General features: G+C 36.3%; 13 protein-coding genes and 5 pseudogenes. 6 read left to right on the top strand and 12 right to left on the bottom strand.

Annotation, left to right across the window (positions count from 1 at the left end; translation table 11 throughout):
- The first annotated feature begins 25 nt into the window (after window positions 1-25).
- Together ABWU71_RS02550 and ABWU71_RS02545 are read left to right on the top strand one after the other, a co-directional pair.
- A protein-coding gene (locus ABWU71_RS02550; RefSeq protein ID WP_353284178.1) for an IS5 family transposase occupies window positions 26-818 on the top strand; the annotation gives its coding sequence in 2 pieces (ribosomal slippage) (window positions 26-289 and window positions 291-818; 792 coding nt in all).
- An 8-nt stretch (window positions 819-826) separates the two neighbouring features.
- A pseudogene (locus ABWU71_RS02545) lies at window positions 827-1147 on the top strand (transposase); the annotation flags it as partial.
- Window positions 1148-1368: 221 nt separating this feature from the next.
- Here ABWU71_RS02545 and ABWU71_RS02540 read toward each other — a convergent pair.
- The 4 genes from ABWU71_RS02540 to ABWU71_RS02520 all read right to left on the bottom strand — a co-directional run bounded on the left by ABWU71_RS02540 (window position 1369) and on the right by ABWU71_RS02520 (window position 7326).
- Window positions 1369-1629: an IS110 family transposase gene (locus ABWU71_RS02540; protein ID WP_353274903.1), complete on the bottom strand. Its 261-nt coding sequence runs from the start codon at window positions 1627-1629 to the stop codon at window positions 1369-1371.
- Window positions 1630-2006: 377 nt separating this feature from the next.
- A complete protein-coding gene (carB, locus tag ABWU71_RS02535) occupies window positions 2007-5315 on the bottom strand; it encodes a carbamoyl-phosphate synthase large subunit (RefSeq protein WP_353284722.1) in 3309 nt (1102 codons plus the stop codon).
- 453 nt (window positions 5316-5768) lie between these two features.
- A complete protein-coding gene (locus tag ABWU71_RS02525) occupies window positions 5769-6524 on the bottom strand; it encodes an SDR family oxidoreductase (RefSeq protein WP_006279711.1) in 756 nt (251 codons plus the stop codon).
- Window positions 6511-7326, bottom strand: coding sequence for a YihY/virulence factor BrkB family protein (locus ABWU71_RS02520; protein WP_353284721.1), 816 nt, complete (start codon window positions 7324-7326; stop codon window positions 6511-6513). Before ABWU71_RS02520 ends, ABWU71_RS02525 begins: the two co-directional genes overlap by 14 nt.
- Before the next feature lie 135 nt (window positions 7327-7461).
- Here ABWU71_RS02520 and ABWU71_RS02515 point away from each other — a divergent pair, with 135 nt between their 5' ends.
- From ABWU71_RS02515 to ABWU71_RS02505, 3 genes and pseudogenes are all read left to right on the top strand, one after another.
- Window positions 7462-7788, top strand: a complete 327-nt coding sequence (locus tag ABWU71_RS02515; RefSeq protein WP_353284720.1) for a TrbC/VirB2 family protein — start codon at window positions 7462-7464, stop codon at window positions 7786-7788.
- Between the two features lie 145 nt (window positions 7789-7933).
- Window positions 7934-8726, top strand: a protein-coding gene (locus ABWU71_RS02510; protein ID WP_353284294.1) for an IS5 family transposase whose coding sequence is annotated in 2 segments (ribosomal slippage) — window positions 7934-8197 and window positions 8199-8726 — 792 coding nt in all. Because the reading frame shifts where the segments join, the coding sequence is not laid out codon by codon here.
- Between the two features lie 103 nt (window positions 8727-8829).
- Window positions 8830-9702, top strand: a pseudogene (locus tag ABWU71_RS02505) (IS630 family transposase).
- 604 nt (window positions 9703-10306) lie between these two features.
- On the opposite strand, the pseudogene ABWU71_RS02500 reads toward ABWU71_RS02505, so the two are convergent.
- From ABWU71_RS02500 to ABWU71_RS02475, 7 genes and pseudogenes are all read right to left on the bottom strand, one after another.
- Window positions 10307-10699 (bottom strand): annotated as a pseudogene (locus ABWU71_RS02500) (DNA replication and repair protein RecF); the annotation flags it as partial.
- Window positions 10695-11487 (bottom strand): IS5 family transposase gene (locus tag ABWU71_RS02495; RefSeq protein WP_353284178.1). Its coding sequence is split into 2 segments (ribosomal slippage): window positions 10695-11222 and window positions 11224-11487, totalling 792 coding nucleotides; the frame shifts between segments, so codons are not numbered across the junction. The gene ABWU71_RS02495 and the pseudogene ABWU71_RS02500, both read right to left, overlap by 5 nt.
- 60 nt (window positions 11488-11547) lie before the next feature.
- A pseudogene (locus tag ABWU71_RS08035) lies at window positions 11548-11664 on the bottom strand (DNA replication and repair protein RecF); the annotation flags it as partial.
- 27 nt (window positions 11665-11691) lie between these two features.
- Window positions 11692-12551, bottom strand: a protein-coding gene (locus ABWU71_RS02490; RefSeq protein ID WP_353284719.1) for an IS630 family transposase whose coding sequence is annotated in 2 segments (ribosomal slippage) — window positions 11692-12227 and window positions 12227-12551 — 861 coding nt in all. Because the reading frame shifts where the segments join, the coding sequence is not laid out codon by codon here.
- 62 nt (window positions 12552-12613) lie between these two features.
- Window positions 12614-13222 (bottom strand): annotated as a pseudogene (locus ABWU71_RS02485) (AAA family ATPase); the annotation flags it as partial.
- 16 nt (window positions 13223-13238) lie between these two features.
- A complete protein-coding gene (bcp, locus tag ABWU71_RS02480; protein ID WP_353284877.1) occupies window positions 13239-13706 on the bottom strand; it encodes a thioredoxin-dependent thiol peroxidase in 468 nt (155 codons plus the stop codon).
- Window positions 13707-13880: 174 nt separating this feature from the next.
- The gene (locus ABWU71_RS02475; protein WP_353284718.1) at window positions 13881-15308 is read right to left on the bottom strand and encodes a sensor histidine kinase; all 1428 of its coding nucleotides are present in this window, start codon (window positions 15306-15308) and stop codon (window positions 13881-13883) included.
- 65 nt (window positions 15309-15373) lie between these two features.
- Here ABWU71_RS02475 and ABWU71_RS02470 point away from each other — a divergent pair, with 65 nt between their 5' ends.
- Entirely contained in the window at window positions 15374-16570 is a 1197-nt protein-coding gene (locus ABWU71_RS02470; protein WP_353284717.1) for an aspartate aminotransferase family protein, read from the top strand.
- Here ABWU71_RS02470 and ABWU71_RS02465 read toward each other — a convergent pair.
- Entirely contained in the window at window positions 16551-17036 is a 486-nt protein-coding gene (locus ABWU71_RS02465) for a hypothetical protein (RefSeq protein WP_353284716.1), read from the bottom strand. The two genes, ABWU71_RS02470 and ABWU71_RS02465, sit on opposite strands and share 20 nt — an antisense overlap.
- Window positions 17037-17042 lie beyond the last annotated feature (6 nt).

Raw genomic sequence — 17042 nt, 5'->3', positions numbered from 1 at the left:
AGATAATATATATAAGTTAGGATATATGAGGAGTTTATACCCAAGTGATATAAGTCGGGAAAGATTTGAGATTATGTTACCAGATCTAGAGTCCTGTAGAAAAAAAACAAAACCAAGGAAACTTGATTTGTATGATGTATTTTGTGGAGTGTTATACGTTCTGAAAAGCGGTTGTCAGTGGAGAATGCTACCAAAAGAGTTTCCAAAATGGCGCAATTGTTACGACTATTTTAAGAAGTGGAGTGAAAAACCAGATGCAGATAAAGAAAGTGTTCTGGAGCTGGTGTTAAAAAAAAATAGTTGGCGTGGTCCGACAAAACAATGTTCGGAAAGAAAAAACCAGCTTCTGCATAATTGATGCACAGAGTGTAAAAAATGCAGATACTGCTGAAGAAAAAGGCTATGATGCAGGCAAAAAGATTTCAGGAATAAAACGCCATATTGCAGTAGATACGCAAGGTTTGCCCCATGCAATTTATATAACAACAGCAGAGATAACTGACCGTAGCAGTGCTGTGAGAATGGTCGAAAATGCAAAAGAAAACCTCTCGGGAGTTAAAAATGTACTGGTTGATGCAGGCTATACTGGAGAGAATTTTGCAACTCAAATAAAAACGATTATTGGTGCAACCGTTGAAGTGATAAAAAGAAATGAATTACATTCCTTTGTTGTATTGCCCAAAAGATGGGTTGTGGAGCGATCTTTTGCTTGGTTAGAAAAATGTAGAAGATTGTGGAAAAATTGTGAGCGAAAACTCAATACTAGCCTACAAATGGTCGTTCTGGCTTTCACTGCCTTACTTCTGAAAAGATTATGAACAGGCTCTTAAGTAGAAGAAAGATAGTTGCTCCATTAACCTTTGAAGGCCACTGTAATATGGATGTTTTTAATGGATGGTTTGAGCAATTTTTGACACCGATCTTGGAACCTGGACAGACTGTCATTCTTGACAATGCTACTTTTCATAAGTCTGGTAAGATTATCGAGCTTGCTAGAGGAGTTGGTGCAGAAATTTTGTATCTGCCGCCGTATTCTCCAGATTTCAACAAAATTGAGCATCATTGGTTTGCTATAAAAAACAGAGCTAGGAAAAACATTCCTCTATTCGAATCCTTTCGTCGTGCTGTTGATTCTGCCTTCCTATGACCTGTTCGGACTATTATGAGAAATGCTATACCTGTTGGATTTGGGTTTTTTGTATTTTTGCTATTTCTACAAGTTGGTTTCTACGAGATAATTTTTGTTTCAAGCAATCAATATTACCATTATTAACTGTTAAAGGAGTAACACGCATATCTGTATTATTAATATAACGTGAGATGATACTGCAGTCTATTTTATCAGTTTTTGTAGTAATACCAAGGCTTTTAGCATAGTCTCTCCCACCTTGGTTGAATGACGTACACCTCAAAACCATTGCTTAGTAAAGTATAGGCACATAATTTTTCGTATCCACCAGTTGCCTCAAGACCAACTTTGGTTACATTATGCAAACGTAAAAAGTCCACCATTTCATCAATGGATTGTACATTGTTTTCAAATATTTTATAATGCTCAAGTGGGTGAATGTGGAGATCTAATTTACTTTTGCTAACATCAATGCCAGCAATAATGTTTGATGAATTCATAATTCCTCCGTAATAATAACATATACTGCATTTTCCAGCCTTGTATACGAGCCTAAAAGCTCAGTCAGTTGTTCGGAACTTTCAGTATAATAAACCAGAGGAAGAGAACCTTGCTGAACAACGATTATTATAATCAAGGGGCGTGACGGTTCCTCTTCTCTGTGTGTCTTTAATATCACTACTTTGATATTTATAAAGACTTGTTTTTAACATATAAGGGAAGTGTCCTCTAGGTGAGATTGTGGAGTATTCGTTGTAGCATTTGGCTGTTCAATTACGCTAGTTGATTCTTTAGGTATACTATTTCCTTCAAAATTTCCATCTTTTTATTATGTTCTCTTTAGCATTTTGAGAGTGAATTATTCTAGTTTTGATATTTAAACGTTTTGTATCTGCTGTAATGATTTCACTTCCAATTTGCTATTCTTTACATATTGAATTGCAAGCACTAACGCTTTACTCCCAGAAGCTGTGGTACTGTAAGCTATATTTTGCAAAATAGCAGTTCTCCTGATATCTTTGCTATCTGAAACTGATTTCACACCTTTTGAGGTATTGATCACTAGATTTATTTTTCCATCTTTGAGCATATCAACTATGTGGGGTCTGCCTTCTCTCACTTTATTTACAGCTTTTGCAGCAATGCCATTATTATTCAGATAAGAAGCTGTACCTTTGGTTGCATATATTTCAAAACTCAGTTCTTTCAACATTCGTACAACAGGCAATATATACTCTTTATCATCATCTTTTACTGAAACCAGAGCTGCTCCTTTTGTTGGTAACTTGTATCCCGCAGCCATGTGCACTTTTGCAAGTGCAGCTTCGAAAGATGAGTCAATTCCCATCACTTCTCCTGTTGATTTCATTTCAGGACCAAGTAGAATATCAATTCCCGAAAAGCGCGTGAATGGAAAAACAGCAGCTTTAACTGCAAAATGATTGAAAGGCTCGTTTTCCTGATTCAATTTTTTACCCAAAATAACTTGAGTGGCAAGTTTTGCAATAGGAATATTGATTACCTTGGAAATAAAAGGAACTGTGCGACTAGCCCTTAGATTCACTTCAAGTATGTATACATCACTCTCTTGAACAGCAAACTGAATGTTTATCAGACCTTTCACTTCTAGTGCAAGAGCTATTCTTTCAGTTTGTAGCTTAATCTCTTTTATTACCGCGTCACTCAATGTATTTGTCGGTATTGAGCACGTTGAATCGCCAGAGTGGATACCAGCTTCTTCAATATGCTCCATGACCGCTGCAATAAAAACTTTTTCCCCATCACATACAGCATCAACGTCAACCTCAACTGCATTGACTAAAAATTTATCAAGAAGCAGCGATCCGTGTTCAAAAATTTTGGTTTGATTCAAGACATACTCTTTGAAGCTCTGAGTATCGTGTCTAATCGACATAGACTGACCGCCGAGGACATATGATGGCCTGACTACTAGTGGAAACCCCACCTTTTCTGCATTGGTTAACGCTTCTTCTACTGAATGGCAGATAGAATTTTCAGGTTGTTTTAAATTAAGTTGCAAAGCAAGGTTTTTAAACCTCATGCGATCTTCTGCAAGGTCAATAGAATCAAACGAAGTTCCCAGAATTTTGAAACCTCTCTCGTTAAGCACTTTGGCTAACTTTAAAGGTGTTTGACCGCCTATTTGAACTATTACACCAACCAATGTGCCATTTTCTTGCTCTTTACTTAGTATTTCAAGCACATCCTCTGCAATCAGTGGTGCAAAATATAAACGATCAGCGGTATCGTAGTCAGTTGAGACAGTTTCTGGATTACAATTGATCATTATTGTTTCATACCCCATTTCTTTGGCGGCAGAAGCTGCATGTACGCATGCATAATCAAACTCAATACCTTGACCAATGCGATTTGGACCACTTCCTAAAATGACAACCTTTTCTCGGTCAGAAATATTCGCCTCACATTCCGTTTTATTTTCAACATCACCCTCATAACAGCCATACATATAAGCAGTGCTCGATTCAAATTCAGCTGCACAGGTGTCTACACGCTTATAAACTTGTTTAATGCCAAACCCTTTTCTTATTGCTTCAATTTGTTTTACTCGATCTCCAGCGTGTAACGCTGGCTGGATCCCAGTGTCACGCACTGGGATGACATTAGAGGGTACTGGGATGACAGAGGTAGGTCTATTACTTAACTTTGCCAATCTTGCATCTGAAAATCCCATTTTTTTCAGCTCTAACATTTCATATGCAGTTCCAGGGAGGCCGTTTTTCTTGATTTTTTGTTCAGCCAAGATGATTTGCTGTATATTTTGCAGAAACCATAAGTCATATCCTGTAATCGAATTTATTTCTTCTATGCTAATTCCGTGGCGCATTGCGTCAGCAGCAATCAGTAATCTGTTTGGCAGCAATTTTGCTAATTGAGATTTTACGTGATCAATATCAATGTTCTCAGGAAATACTTCATCAAGTCCTGTAAGATCAGTTTCAAGTGAACGGAAAGCTTTCTGTAGTGACTCATTAAAAGTGCGGCCTATAGACATTACTTCTCCCACTGATTTCATGGAAGTTGATAGTTTACAATTCGTTCCCTTAAATTTCTCAAACTCAAATCGAGGGATTTTAGTGACGATATAATCAATCACTGGTTCGAATGCTGCTGGTATTATTGGAGCACAGTCGTTACGTATTTCATCGAGCGAATAGCCAATAGCAAGTTTAGTTACAACTTTTGCAATAGGATAGCCTGTTGCTTTCGAAGCAAGTGCAGAAGAGCGAGAAACCCTTGGATTCATTTCAATTACAACGAGGCTTCCATCTTCTTTAGGATTCACTGCAAACTGAACATTTGCACCGCCGGTACTAACATCAATTTCTCTCAGCACTGCTATAGATGCATTTCTCATCTGTTGGTATTCTACGTCACGCAGAGTCAAAGCAGGAGCAACAATTATGCTATCCCCAGTGTGCACTCCCATCGGATCAACATTTTCTATCGAACAGACTATTATGCAGTTATCTTTACAATCGCGGATAACTTCCATTTCATATTCTTTCCAGCCGATAATTGATTCATCTATCTGAACTTCATTTATTGGCGAAATTTTGAGAGCACTTTCTGCGATATTGAAAAACTCCTCCTTATTATATGCTATGCCACTACCTGCGCCACCAAGAGTGAATGATGAACGAATGATTGCTGGTAATCCAACGTAATCCAAAGCCTTTTTTATTTGTTCTTGATTTTTTATAATGATACTTTTGGGGTATTTCAGTCCTATTCTATCCATGGACTTACGGAATAACTCTCTATCCTCTGCTTTTTTTATTGCTTCTCTGTTTACCCCTATTAATTCTACATTGTATTTGTCTAACACTCCATCATCTGCAAGTTTTATTGCGCAATTGAGTGCTGTTTGCCCGCCCATTGTTGGCAATATTGCGTCTGGCCTCTCCTTAATTATAATTTTCTCTATGATTTCAGGCAGTACCGGCTCAATATAAGTTGCATCAGAGAATTCAGGATCTGTCATTATAGTTGCGGGGTTAGAGTTAACCAAAATGACTTTATAACCTTCACTTTTTAATACTTTACAGCTTTGCGTTCCAGAATAGTCAAACTCGCATGCCTGACCTATAACTATTGGGCCTGCTCCTATTACTAATATGGATTCTATATCTGTGCGTTTCGGCATAATTACAATAACGGTCTCTATTCAAGTAATGTTACCAGTCTTTCCTGTATATGTGAATTTTTATTAAACCTATTAGCTAACTACTTTTAGGCTTGACGCATAACTGTACGAACATTGCAATTTGCGTGGCAGATTCCAGTGCTTGACACACAGCTGTATAAACATTCATTTTTGAAGGTAAATTGCACAGCAAATGATGTCATTCAAGTAGCTGACACTGGTTCCTTTATGACGGCAGTGCCCAGAGGTGTCATCCCAGTGCCCAGACACTGGGATCCAGAAAACTTAACTTTAAATAAGTGGCTGCATAATAAAGACTAGATTCCAGTGTCACGCACTGGCATGACACCATAGAGGCACTGGGATGACATCCTTCCTAGTGGAGATTACTCTCAAATCACAATGTTCATACAGTTGTGGGCTTAACGGTATCTTTGCAGATACTATGGTAATTTATTCGGGAGATTTGCTGAGCGGTAAGATTTTTCCTGATATGCTGCAGTCTTCAGAAGCTAATTCCACAAATTTATCTGTTAGTTTATCAGGTGACACCAGTTCAGATCCAGGAAATGCCTGCTCACTACCCACAGGTCCTTCCGTGTATACAGCATTTACACATAATTTTGTATGTTTTGTCTCAGATGCATATATCTGCACCATTATTTCTAGTGCAACTTTACTTGCAGCATACGGCATCCAATATGGATAAGAGGAAGGAGAAAGTGTCACTTCTGAGGTCATGAATATCGCTCTTCCAGCATTAGACTTTTTTAGCATTGGATCTAAGTTTTTTAGTAAGTACCAATTGGCAGTAAAATTTGTATTCATTACGTTCTGTAGCTCTTCAATCTCACAGTCATGAATGGGGTTCAGCTTGCCTAAAATTCCAGCACATGCAACTAATATATCAAGTGCTCCAGATTCTGATAATTTCAGGCTTTCTATCATGTTTGTCAGTATCTTTACATTCTCAAAGTCTAAAAGATCAAGCTGAATTAGTTTCACAGAGCCTTCTTTAAATTCTTCAAGCTCTTCAATTTCATTATATAGTGGCTTGAGATTATCAAGAGATCTTGAAATCAGAATCACACATGCACCTTCTCTTATAAACCTTTTTGCAACAGCAGAGCCTATTCCACCTGAAGCTCCGGTGATTAAAGCTACTTTACCTTCTAACTTACCCATTTCTTTCTCCTTAGCGAGATCCATTGAAATATTTTAGCTGAAAATTGAATTTTGCTCCATATATAAAAATCAAACTTAGCATATAAAAAAATAGTAATGACACTACCACACCACCTAAACTTCCATATATCAAATCCAGTTGGTCAAAGGAAGCTTTTAAGTATTGCTTAAAAGCTGAAGCAGAAATCGTCCAAAGAATAACAGCTACACAAGATCCAGGAAATACGTCTGATAAATTTTGTTTTATGTTTGGTAACATAAAATATAGCCAAGAGACTACTGTGAAAAGTACAAATTCAATAAGTAAATACCTAGTATAACTTAGCCCCTGATAGGAAAAATCAATTAGCATTGGTACTAGTGTAGAAAACACTATAGTTAGAGTTATAATAAGCGTGATTACTAAAAATTGTAATATACTTAGTACTCTTCTTAATATATAAGGCGGCGAAACCGGAACTTTATAGGCCTTATTGAGTATTGTTCTAAGCCCTTCAATTGTCGATGAAGCGGTCCAAACAGCACCTACAATTGCTAAAGTTAGTAAGCTTTGCTGCGGGCCTGATATTATCTCCCTAATACGCGGCATCAAAGATGATAAAATATCCTGTGGCATGTTATCAATGATAAATACCCAGCCAATGTTGTACTGGTCTAAAAAATTTGCGAATGTTGACGCCACAGCCATTAAAACGATGAGAAAAGGAAATATTGATAACAGAATTAAAAATGATAAATACCCTGCATGCTCCACTCCATCATTATAAATTGTGTCAATCAAAGCACGATAAAGACAATAAACGATGCTGTAAAATTTCTGTAGCACTGTAATATAAACGAACCAAGAAAAGTATTCTAAATGAAATAAAGGATACTTTTAAGCAAAAAATCCTCACCATTTACTTAAACTTAATCAATGTGATAGATAATCAAATATGAAACAGAAATTATAGGAGGCGTAATGAAAAATTTTCTTCTACTTGTAGCTTTAATTCTCTCCTTTGCATTTGATGCAAATGCTGGTACTAGTCCTACTTTTGTTGATAAAAATGATACAACATCATCGGTGATATGCAAGATAATAGGCTATACTCATGGCATAGGTGGACCAATGATCACAATAGTGATAATTGGTGCAGCGTTGCTTGCAATATTCGGCAGAATGCCGTGGCCAGCGCTTTTTGCACTCGGTGCATTCACTGCTGTGTTTTTTGGCGCTCCTGTAGTCGTTTCAAAAATAACACCAGGAAGTGTGATTTGTAAAGACGGTGCAGTAGTGGATAAGTAATAGAAATTATTGGAGGCACAAACGTAGTTTTCTTTACTTGAAAGTGGTAAGTTTTACCACTTTCAGTGTCTATAACTACCTAAGAACCTGTACATGATCTCAAGAAAGGAATAAACTAAGAGATAATATATATAAGTTAGGATATATGAGGAGTTTATACCCAAGTGATATAAGTCGGGAAAGATTTGAGATTATGTTACCAGATCTAGAGTCCTGTAGAAAAAAAACAAAACCAAGGAAACTTGATTTGTATGATGTATTTTGTGGAGTGTTATACGTTCTGAAAAGCGGTTGTCAGTGGAGAATGCTACCAAAAGAGTTTCCAAAATGGCGCAATTGTTACGACTATTTTAAGAAGTGGAGTGAAAAACCAGATGCAGATAAAGAAAGTGTTCTGGAGCTGGTGTTAAAAAAAAATAGTTGGCGTGGTCCGACAAAACAATGGTCGGAAAGAAAAAACCAGCTTCTGCATAATTGATGCACAGAGTGTAAAAAATGCAGATACTGCTGAAGAAAAAGGCTATGATGCAGGCAAAAAGATTTCAGGAATAAAACTCCATATTGCAGTAGATACGCAAGGTTTGCCCCATGCAATTTATATAACAACAGCAGAGATAACTGACCGTAGCAGTGCTGTGAGAATGGTCGAAAATGCAAAAGAAAACCTCTCGGGAGTTAAAAATGTACTGGTTGATGCAGGCTATACTGGAGAGAATTTTGCAACTCAAATAAAAACGATTATTGGTGCAACCGTTGAAGTGATAAAAAGAAATGAATTACATTCCTTTGTTGTATTGCCCAAAAGATGGGTTGTGGAGCGATCTTTTGCTTGGTTAGAAAAATGTAGAAGATTGTGGAAAAATTGTGAGCGAAAACTCAATACTAGCCTACAAATGGTCGTTCTGGCTTTCACTGCCTTACTTCTGAAAAGATTATGAACAGGCTCTAATAAATTCTCTTTCTGTAATCATATCAGTTATAGCTCTTTTCATAGAAGTCCGGATGTGATAAGATAAGGATAGACGATGATAAGGAGGTTGAGTGCCAGCAGCATATAGTTATGACTTAAGGAAAAAAGCAATGGAAGCGCTAGAGGAGGGAGGAAGCAGAGAAACAGTGGCAGCAAGATTTAAAATTGGACGAACTACTTTATGGGAGTGGCAGCAAAGAAGAAAAGAAACAGGAGACTTTCAATCAAAAAAACTTGGAAATGGAGGTTACAATCACAAAATCACCGACTGGGATGCCTTTGCTAAATTTGCCAGAGAAAACGGAGGAAAGACTCTGTCGGAAATGGCTAAACTTTGGGGCAACGTTAGTATCCAAACGATCCACCGAGCTCTCAGAAAAATTGGATTTACGCGCAAAAAAAGACATATGGATACAAGGAAAGAAACGAAGAAAAACGTGCTGAATTCTTAAAAATTATAGCAACAAAAGAACCAGAAAACTTAGTTTATATAGATGAGTCTGGCATTGATAACACAGAGGACTATCCATATGGGTATTGCCAGAAAGGACAGCGGTTTTATGGCCTAAAATCTGGAAAGAAAACTCAACGAATCAGTATGGTTGCAGCCTTAAGTAGAAGAAAGATAGTTGCTCCATTAACCTTTGAAGGCCACTGTAATATGGATGTTTTTAATGGATGTTTTTAATGGATGGTTTGAGCAATTTTTGACACCGATCTTGGAACCTGGACAGACTGTCATTCTTGACAATGCTACTTTTCATAAGTCTGGTAAGATTATCGAGCTTGCTAGAGGAGTTGGTGCAGAAATTTTGTATCTGCCGCCGTATTCTCCAGATTTCAACAAAATTGAGCATCATTGGTTTGCTATAAAAAACAGAGCTAGGAAAAACATTCCTCTATTCGAATCCTTTCGTCGTGCTGTTGATTCTGCCTTCCTATGACCTGTTCGGACTATTATGAGAAATGCTATAAAGTCTGGATTCCAGCGCCACGCGCTGGAATGACAAGGTTATCGTCATGCCGCCGCGAACCGTCATACCGTCACGGTATCTCTAGATCCCGCTAACAAGCAGCGGGATGACGGTTGTCGTTTAGCTATAAACATTAAGAAATTTACCAAACGAAAAAAAGGCAAAAGAAGCCCCGTGGTGGTTGGCTATTTACTATGTACTAAAATATCGGCGTTTTTTTTATTCTAAAACGCTTGATTAAGAGCGATTTAGCTGCTTTTAACTTGCAACTAACCTACACCGCAAGTGTTTAAGAAATTTACTAAGCAGGAAAAAAGGCAAAGAAACCCCGTAGTAGCTAGCATTCAAATTCTCCCTTGTCAATTTGACGTTTTTTGCTGTCTTAAACGCTTTGTAAGCGCGTTTCGGCTTATATAGGTAAAAACCTAGAAATTTTTAAAGACATGCGATGCACGTAGTGCGAAAAATTAAACATGAGACGCCAAATACCCTAAGTTTTTTGTCATTAACCTGCACAGATTGCGAAGATAAATAAATAGCTTCAGTTTCATGATAAGAGGGCTGGCGGAGTTTGTCAAGTAGGTTTTGCATTTAATTCATTTGATAATTCAAAAAACTTGAAAGAATAAAGATAGCTATTGAAATTATCTTGATTTACATCAGTTATCCAAGTTTGACATTGAATACTTAATACTTCCTCTATTAACGCCTTTCTGTAATGTTTATCCAGATGAGACATTATATCATCAAGCAGAAGAAGTGGTGCTTTATTGTAATGAATACACCTTGCTTTTACACTGGATAAAATAATAGAAAGCAGTAATAACTTTTGTTCTCCAGTGGAGCACAGATTTATTGGTACGTTTCTTTTTTGACAAAAAACCCGAAAATTATCGTTATGCACACCAAAGGTTACTCTACCAGTCAATGAATCTTTTTCTCTGTTTTCCTTTAGAGCCTGTTCATAATCTTTTCAGAAGTAAGGCAGTGAAAGCCAGAACGACCATTTGTAGGCTAGTATTGAGTTTTCGCTCACAATTTTTCCACAATCTTCTACATTTTTCTAACCAAGCAAAAGATCGCTCCACAACCCATCTTTTGGGCAATACAACAAAGGAATGTAATTCATTTCTTTTTATCACTTCAACGGTTGCACCAATAATCGTTTTTATTTGAGTTGCAAAATTCTCTCCAGTATAGCCTGCATCAACCAGTACATTTTTAACTCCCGAGAGGTTTTCTTTTGCATTTTCGACCATTCTCACAGCACTGCTACGGTCAGTTATCTCTGCTGTTGTTATATAAATTGCATGGGGCAAACCTTGCGTATCTACTGCAATATGGCGTTTTATTCCTGAAATCTTTTTGCCTGCATCATAGCCTTTTTCTTCAGCAGTATCTGCATTTTTTACACTCTGTGCATCAATTATGCAGAAGCTGGTTTTTTCTTTCCGAACATTGTTTTGTCGGACCACGCCAACTATTTTTTTTTAACACCAGCTCCAGAACACTTTCTTTATCTGCATCTGGTTTTTCACTCCACTTCTTAAAATAGTCGTAACAATTGCGCCATTTTGGAAACTCTTTTGGTAGCATTCTCCACTGACAACCGCTTTTCAGAACGTATAACACTCCACAAAATACATCATACAAATCAAGTTTCCTTGGTTTTGTTTTTTTTCTACAGGACTCTAGATCTGGTAACATAATCTCAAATCTTTCCCGACTTATATCACTTGGGTATAAACTCCTCATATATCCTAACTTATATATATTATCTCTTAGTTTATTCCTTTCTTGAGATCATGTACAGGTTCTTAGACGATTCTGAAAATATTCTGCAGTATCGTCCAAAGTTAGCTGGCTGCTGAATTTCAAACTTGCCTTCGGAAAAAACTCACTGGAATGGTTATCAATTGTGTCTTGTAGTATAGCATTTCTCATAATAGTCCGAACAGGTCATAGGAAGGCAGAATCAACAGCACGACGAAAGGATTCGAATAGAGGAATGTTTTTCCTAGCTCTGTTTTTTATAGCAAACCAATGATGCTCAATTTTGTTGAAATCTGGAGAATACGGCAGCAGATACAAAATTTCTGCACCAACTCCTCTAGCAAGCTCGATAATCTTACCAGACTTATGAAAAGTAGCATTGTCAAGAATGACAGTCTGTCCAGGTTCCAAGATCGGTGTCAAAAATTGCTCAAACCATCCATTAAAAACATCCATATTACAGTGGCCTTCAAAGGTTAATGGAGCAACTATCTTTCTTCTACTTAAGGCTGCAACCATACTGATTCGTTGAGTTTTCTTTCCAGATTTTAGGCCATAAAACCGCTGTCCTTTCTGGCAATACCCATATGGATAGTCCTCTGTGTTATCAATGCCAGACTCATCTATATAAACTAAGTTTTCTGGTTCTTTTGTTGCTATAATTTTTAAGAATTCAGCACGTTTTTCTTCGTTTCTTTCCTTGTATCCATATGTCTTTTTTTGCGCGTAAATCCAATTTTTCTGAGAGCTCGGTGGATCGTTTGGATACTAACGTTGCCCCAAAGTTTAGCCATTTCCGACAGAGTCTTTCCTCCGTTTTCTCTGGCAAATTTAGCAAAGGCATCCCAGTCGGTGATTTTGTGATTGTAACCTCCATTTCCAAGTTTTTTTGATTGAAAGTCTCCTGTTTCTTTTCTTCTTTGCTGCCACTCCCATAAAGTAGTTCGTCCAATTTTAAATCTTGCTGCCACTGTTTCTCTGCTTCCTCCCTCCTCTAGCGCTTCCATTGCTTTTTTCCTTAAGTCATAACTATATGCTGCTGGCACTCAACCTCCTTATCATCGTCTATCCTTATCTTATCACATCCGGACTTCTATGAAAAGAGCTATATCTTTAAAACAGACGATCGCATATGTAAAATACTAACTGCATTGACGGCCACTATGTTTTCAAGACTAGAGAGCCAATTTTCGTCCAAGGTGTTCTCCCTCAATAGTTTACTTCGCTCATGTTTAGCTTTTCTGTGTTTCATGTAACAGCAAGTGTAATTTTCCTCAAACAGTGAGACTATACGGTCTAAAAATTTTAATCTATCACTTGGAGAATTAAGAAGAACATAGTCCATTTGTGGAATCAGCCATATTACATTGGATATCTTATACAAAGATGAATAACTCGATTGCGTTTTTCCATCAATTTGTATTAGTTTCTTATCAAAACTCTTTGCAATACCAATTGAATTAAAATCTGTTCCATTAAAAAAATCATAGTGCACTGACCAATCTTCATTACTGAATCTATTTTGTATCTCACTGGCTTTTGCTTTTTTCATTCCATTGCTTTTAGCAAGCAACGAGATTGCTTCAAGTATATTAGTTTTACCAATACCGTTTTTGCCAGTTATCACAACCGAGCTATCATCTGAATCCAGTTCAAAGTTTGAGTGGCTACGAAAATTATGTAATTTCAGCTTTTTTATGTAGCAATGGGTAGCCATTAACCTATTCTTTAGTTTATATTCTCTTTACTTCTTCCAGAACCTCATCAACATGTCCACTAACTTTTACATTTTTCCAGATCTTCACTATTTTACCTTTTTTATCTATTAAAAAAGTAGTGCGTTCTATTCCCATATACTTTTTGCCAAACATACTTTTCTCTACCCAAACACCATATTTTCCCAACATTTCAGCATTCTCATCAGAAACTAAAGAAAACGGCAGAGAATATTTTGCTTTGAAGTTAGTGTGGCACTTAACACTATCTTTTGATACACCAATTATCACTGTGTCAAGGGAAGAAAAATCATCTATTTTATCTCTAAAGCCTTTTGCTTCCATCGTACAACCCGGAGTATCGTCTTTAGGATAAAAATAGAGAACTACATTTTTTTTATCAAAAAATTCACTCAGTGATAAATTTTCACCAAAATCTGTTGGTAAGCTAAAATCAGGTGCATTATTTCCTACTACTAACTCCATACCTTGCTCCATTAATAACACTTCTATCTATAGTAGTATATTGTAGTCAGAGTATCAAATTTTATATATAGCTAACACAGATAAGACTCTTGACAGGGGGCTTATTGATAACTGCCTTCTCGGCTTGCCGCTTTTGGTAAAGTGTGGTTTTCAAGACCATATCAATAGATCCTATTAAAAATCAATCGAATCTTCACATGTTTGTTCTTCATAAAAGAAGTTCAATGTTATCGTAGTACCAAGTTTTGCTTCACTTTTAATGTCGAAAGTTCCACCCATTAACTCTACTAATTTCTTGCTTAGCGGCAATCCGATGCCCGTACCTTCATTTCTATATCCCGAATCTGCTTGGCCAAAAACAGACATAACTTTATATATATCCTGCTGCATTATTCCTATTCCATTGTCATGAAACTCAATAGTTAATAAGTTTTTTTCTATATTTTCTTTTACCACCATTCTTATTAAACCACCCTTTGGGGTAAATTTGATTGAGTTTGATAATAAGTTTATTATAACTTGTTTCATTCTCTTAGGATCTGCAATAACTAATAACTGCTTATTAGGTATCTCTTTCTTTAAATTAATCTCAGTTTCTCTTAATTTAGGTAATAGCATATTTATGCATGAATCCATTATTTTGTTCAGGTTAAACTTCACTTTTTCTACTGTTAAACTACTTGATTCGGCTTTTGAAAAATCTAACACATCATTAATTAAGCTAAGTAAGTGTGTTCCTGCATTATATATATCGTCTGCATACTCCTTGTATTGAGAATTATCCATTGAACCTAAAGTTTTATTTTTGATCAACTCCGCAAATCCAATAATAGCATTAAGAGGTGTGCGTAATTCATGTGTAACGCTTGCAAAAAACTTTAGCTTGTTTGCATTTTCTTGCTCTAATGTCTCTTTTATCTGCTGTAATTCAATGTTAGTTTTATGTTGCTTGGCTAGCATTTGGGTATTAGAAAAGTGCAAATAGAACATTATTAATATCAAAATTATTAATAATAAGCCCAAAAATGTTAAAAACAGGCCATATGCTATAACATAAGAATTATTGTAGTTTCGAAGAATCTTCAAAAAAAACGACGGTTTAACGCTATTTTCATGGAATATAGGGGAAATAGAAGTTAATGTATTTCCTGTAGTATAAAATATTTCTTGGTTACTTAATAGTTTATCAATTTCATCGTTTGTAAGTAACTGTTCATAATCATAATCTTGAGTGTTAAAATTACTGAATATTATTCTGCCGTTTTGATCATACAGTATTAAGCTGAAATCCTTTACTTTGCTCACTGATTGTAATAATTCAGCACGCAGTTTTACCAGTTGGTTTATGTAATCAAAACTTTTGTATTTAATGTGATGCTTTTCTATTAGTAAATAATGGTATTTTTTTATTATGCCATTTTCCAGTACACTTTTTAAGTTTACACTTGAATCACGGTAAGAAGAAAGGAAATTACTCCTTAGTAAATAATTACAATATATCACACTGAATAAAATCATAAAGATCGATGAGAGTAATACAATAACTTTTGTGTATTTGTTTTTCTCCAGTGCAGAAAACATTAATTTACCTAGCTTATACATATCCTTCTTATTGTGAAACAACGGTTTTTATGTTATTAATAATAAAATTTAGCATATAATATTTTATGACAATTTCTCCTATCTTGCCAGTTTATTCTCCTGTTAATATAAATTTTTCTCATGGCAAAGGTATCTACCTATATGATGTTGATGGTGAGCGCTACGTAGATTTTCACTCCGGAATAGCCGTTAGTAGCTTAGGTCACACTAATTCGCGATTAATTAGTGCTCTTAAATTGCAAGGAGAAAAATTATGGCATATATCAAATACCTATAATATACCTGCTGCCAATAATTTTGCAGAAAAATTAATAAACAACAGTTTCGCTGACACTGTATTTTTCTCAAATTCTGGATCAGAGGCAGTAGAATGTGGGCTTAAGATTGCTAGGGTCTATCAAAACGGAAAAGACAATAAAAACCGTCACAGAATTTTAACATTCCATGGTGCATTTCATGGAAGAACTTTCCTAACTTGCGCTGCAAACGATAAACAGAAATTTTCTGAATTACTGAGTCCCTGTATTGATTGGTGTGATAATATCGAGCCCAATATTGAGAGTGTAAAGAAAGCAATTTCAAGTGGTATAGGTGTTATATTAATAGAACCAATACAAGGGCAAGGTGGTATCAAAGTAATGAATGAAGTCTTTATGAAAGAACTAAGAAAGCTGTGTGATGAAAATGACATATTGTTATTTTTTGATTGCGTGCAATGCGGTGCTGGTAGGACAGGAAAATTATTCGCATACGAACATATAGGAGTGGAACCTGATATATGTGCTCTTGCAAAGGGAATAGGCGGGGGGTTTCCGCTAGGGGCTTGTCTTGCGACTGAAAGGGCTGCTAAATACATGGCAGTTGGTATGCACGGTTCCACTTTTGGTGGCAATCCGCTTGCAACCTCAGTAGGTAATGCTGTACTCGAAGAATTGCTCAGCCCCGGCTTTTTGAAAAATGTTGAAATTAGAGGTAAATACTTAAAAAATAAACTAGAAGACTTAGCAAGTAAACTTCCAATAATAGAGGAAGTAAGAGGGAAAGGGTTAATGCTTGGAATAAAGGTGAAAGCAAACAATAAAAAGTTTGCAGAAGAGCTAAGTCATCGCGGCTTGCTTACTGTTGGGGTAACATCAGATAACGTTGTGAGAATTTTACCTCCACTCATTATCACTGAAAAAGAGATTGATGAAGGCATCGAGATTTTAACTCAATATTTATCTGAGAAATCTTCTAGTGAAATCAAGCAGGTGCACACGTAAAACCTTGCTGTTTACCAATTATTGTTTGTACCGAAATTATAGTAGCTACTTCATTCATGCATTTTACCTTATCTTGCTCTTTTATCAATGTAAGTCCATTTATATCACTTAGTGAGTCAGACTTTGTTGCATCCTCAAATATAAATGATTGTAAAATGCTTTTTGGAGTCTGGAAGAAAGCACTATCACCAAGTGACAATGTCATTTCTAATAAATCCTGTACTAAATCGTTTCTAAAAACGCATTTCGATAATTCCCCTAACAGGATTGGTATTCCCAAAAGAAAAAATGTCCCTTTCACTAAATAGGTCGTTATTCCACATAATAATGCACCACACAAAGATGCTAGCGGTCCAAATGCTATGAAACCGCAAAGTGATGGCAATAGCATAGTATGGCCTAATAATATTTCATATATAAGCTTCGCTGAAACTATAAGTCCGATGAATAGCATAGCTGTACCCAAGACCAT

The organism is Wolbachia endosymbiont (group A) of Lasioglossum fulvicorne (genome assembly GCF_964028605.1).
Classification (GTDB): Bacteria; Pseudomonadota; Alphaproteobacteria; order Rickettsiales; family Anaplasmataceae; genus Wolbachia.
This window is presented reverse-complemented; position numbering and strand designations above follow the sequence as displayed.

What these genes read in the sequence shown, in the direction of transcription:
- ABWU71_RS02515 (WP_353284720.1), top strand. Translation starts at nt 7,462, where the DNA reads ATGAAAAATTTTCTTCTACTTGTAGCTTTAATTCTCTCCTTTGCATTT.
- ABWU71_RS02475 (WP_353284718.1), bottom strand. Translation starts at nt 15,308, where the DNA reads ATGTATAAGCTAGGTAAATTAATGTTTTCTGCACTGGAGAAAAACAAA.
- carB (WP_353284722.1), bottom strand. Translation starts at nt 5,315, where the DNA reads ATGCCGAAACGCACAGATATAGAATCCATATTAGTAATAGGAGCAGGC.
- ABWU71_RS02470 (WP_353284717.1), top strand. Translation starts at nt 15,374, where the DNA reads ATGACAATTTCTCCTATCTTGCCAGTTTATTCTCCTGTTAATATAAAT.
- ABWU71_RS02540 (WP_353274903.1), bottom strand. Translation starts at nt 1,629, where the DNA reads ATGAATTCATCAAACATTATTGCTGGCATTGATGTTAGCAAAAGTAAA.
- bcp (WP_353284877.1), bottom strand. Translation starts at nt 13,706, where the DNA reads ATGGAGTTAGTAGTAGGAAATAATGCACCTGATTTTAGCTTACCAACA.
- ABWU71_RS02525 (WP_006279711.1), bottom strand. Translation starts at nt 6,524, where the DNA reads ATGGATCTCGCTAAGGAGAAAGAAATGGGTAAGTTAGAAGGTAAAGTA.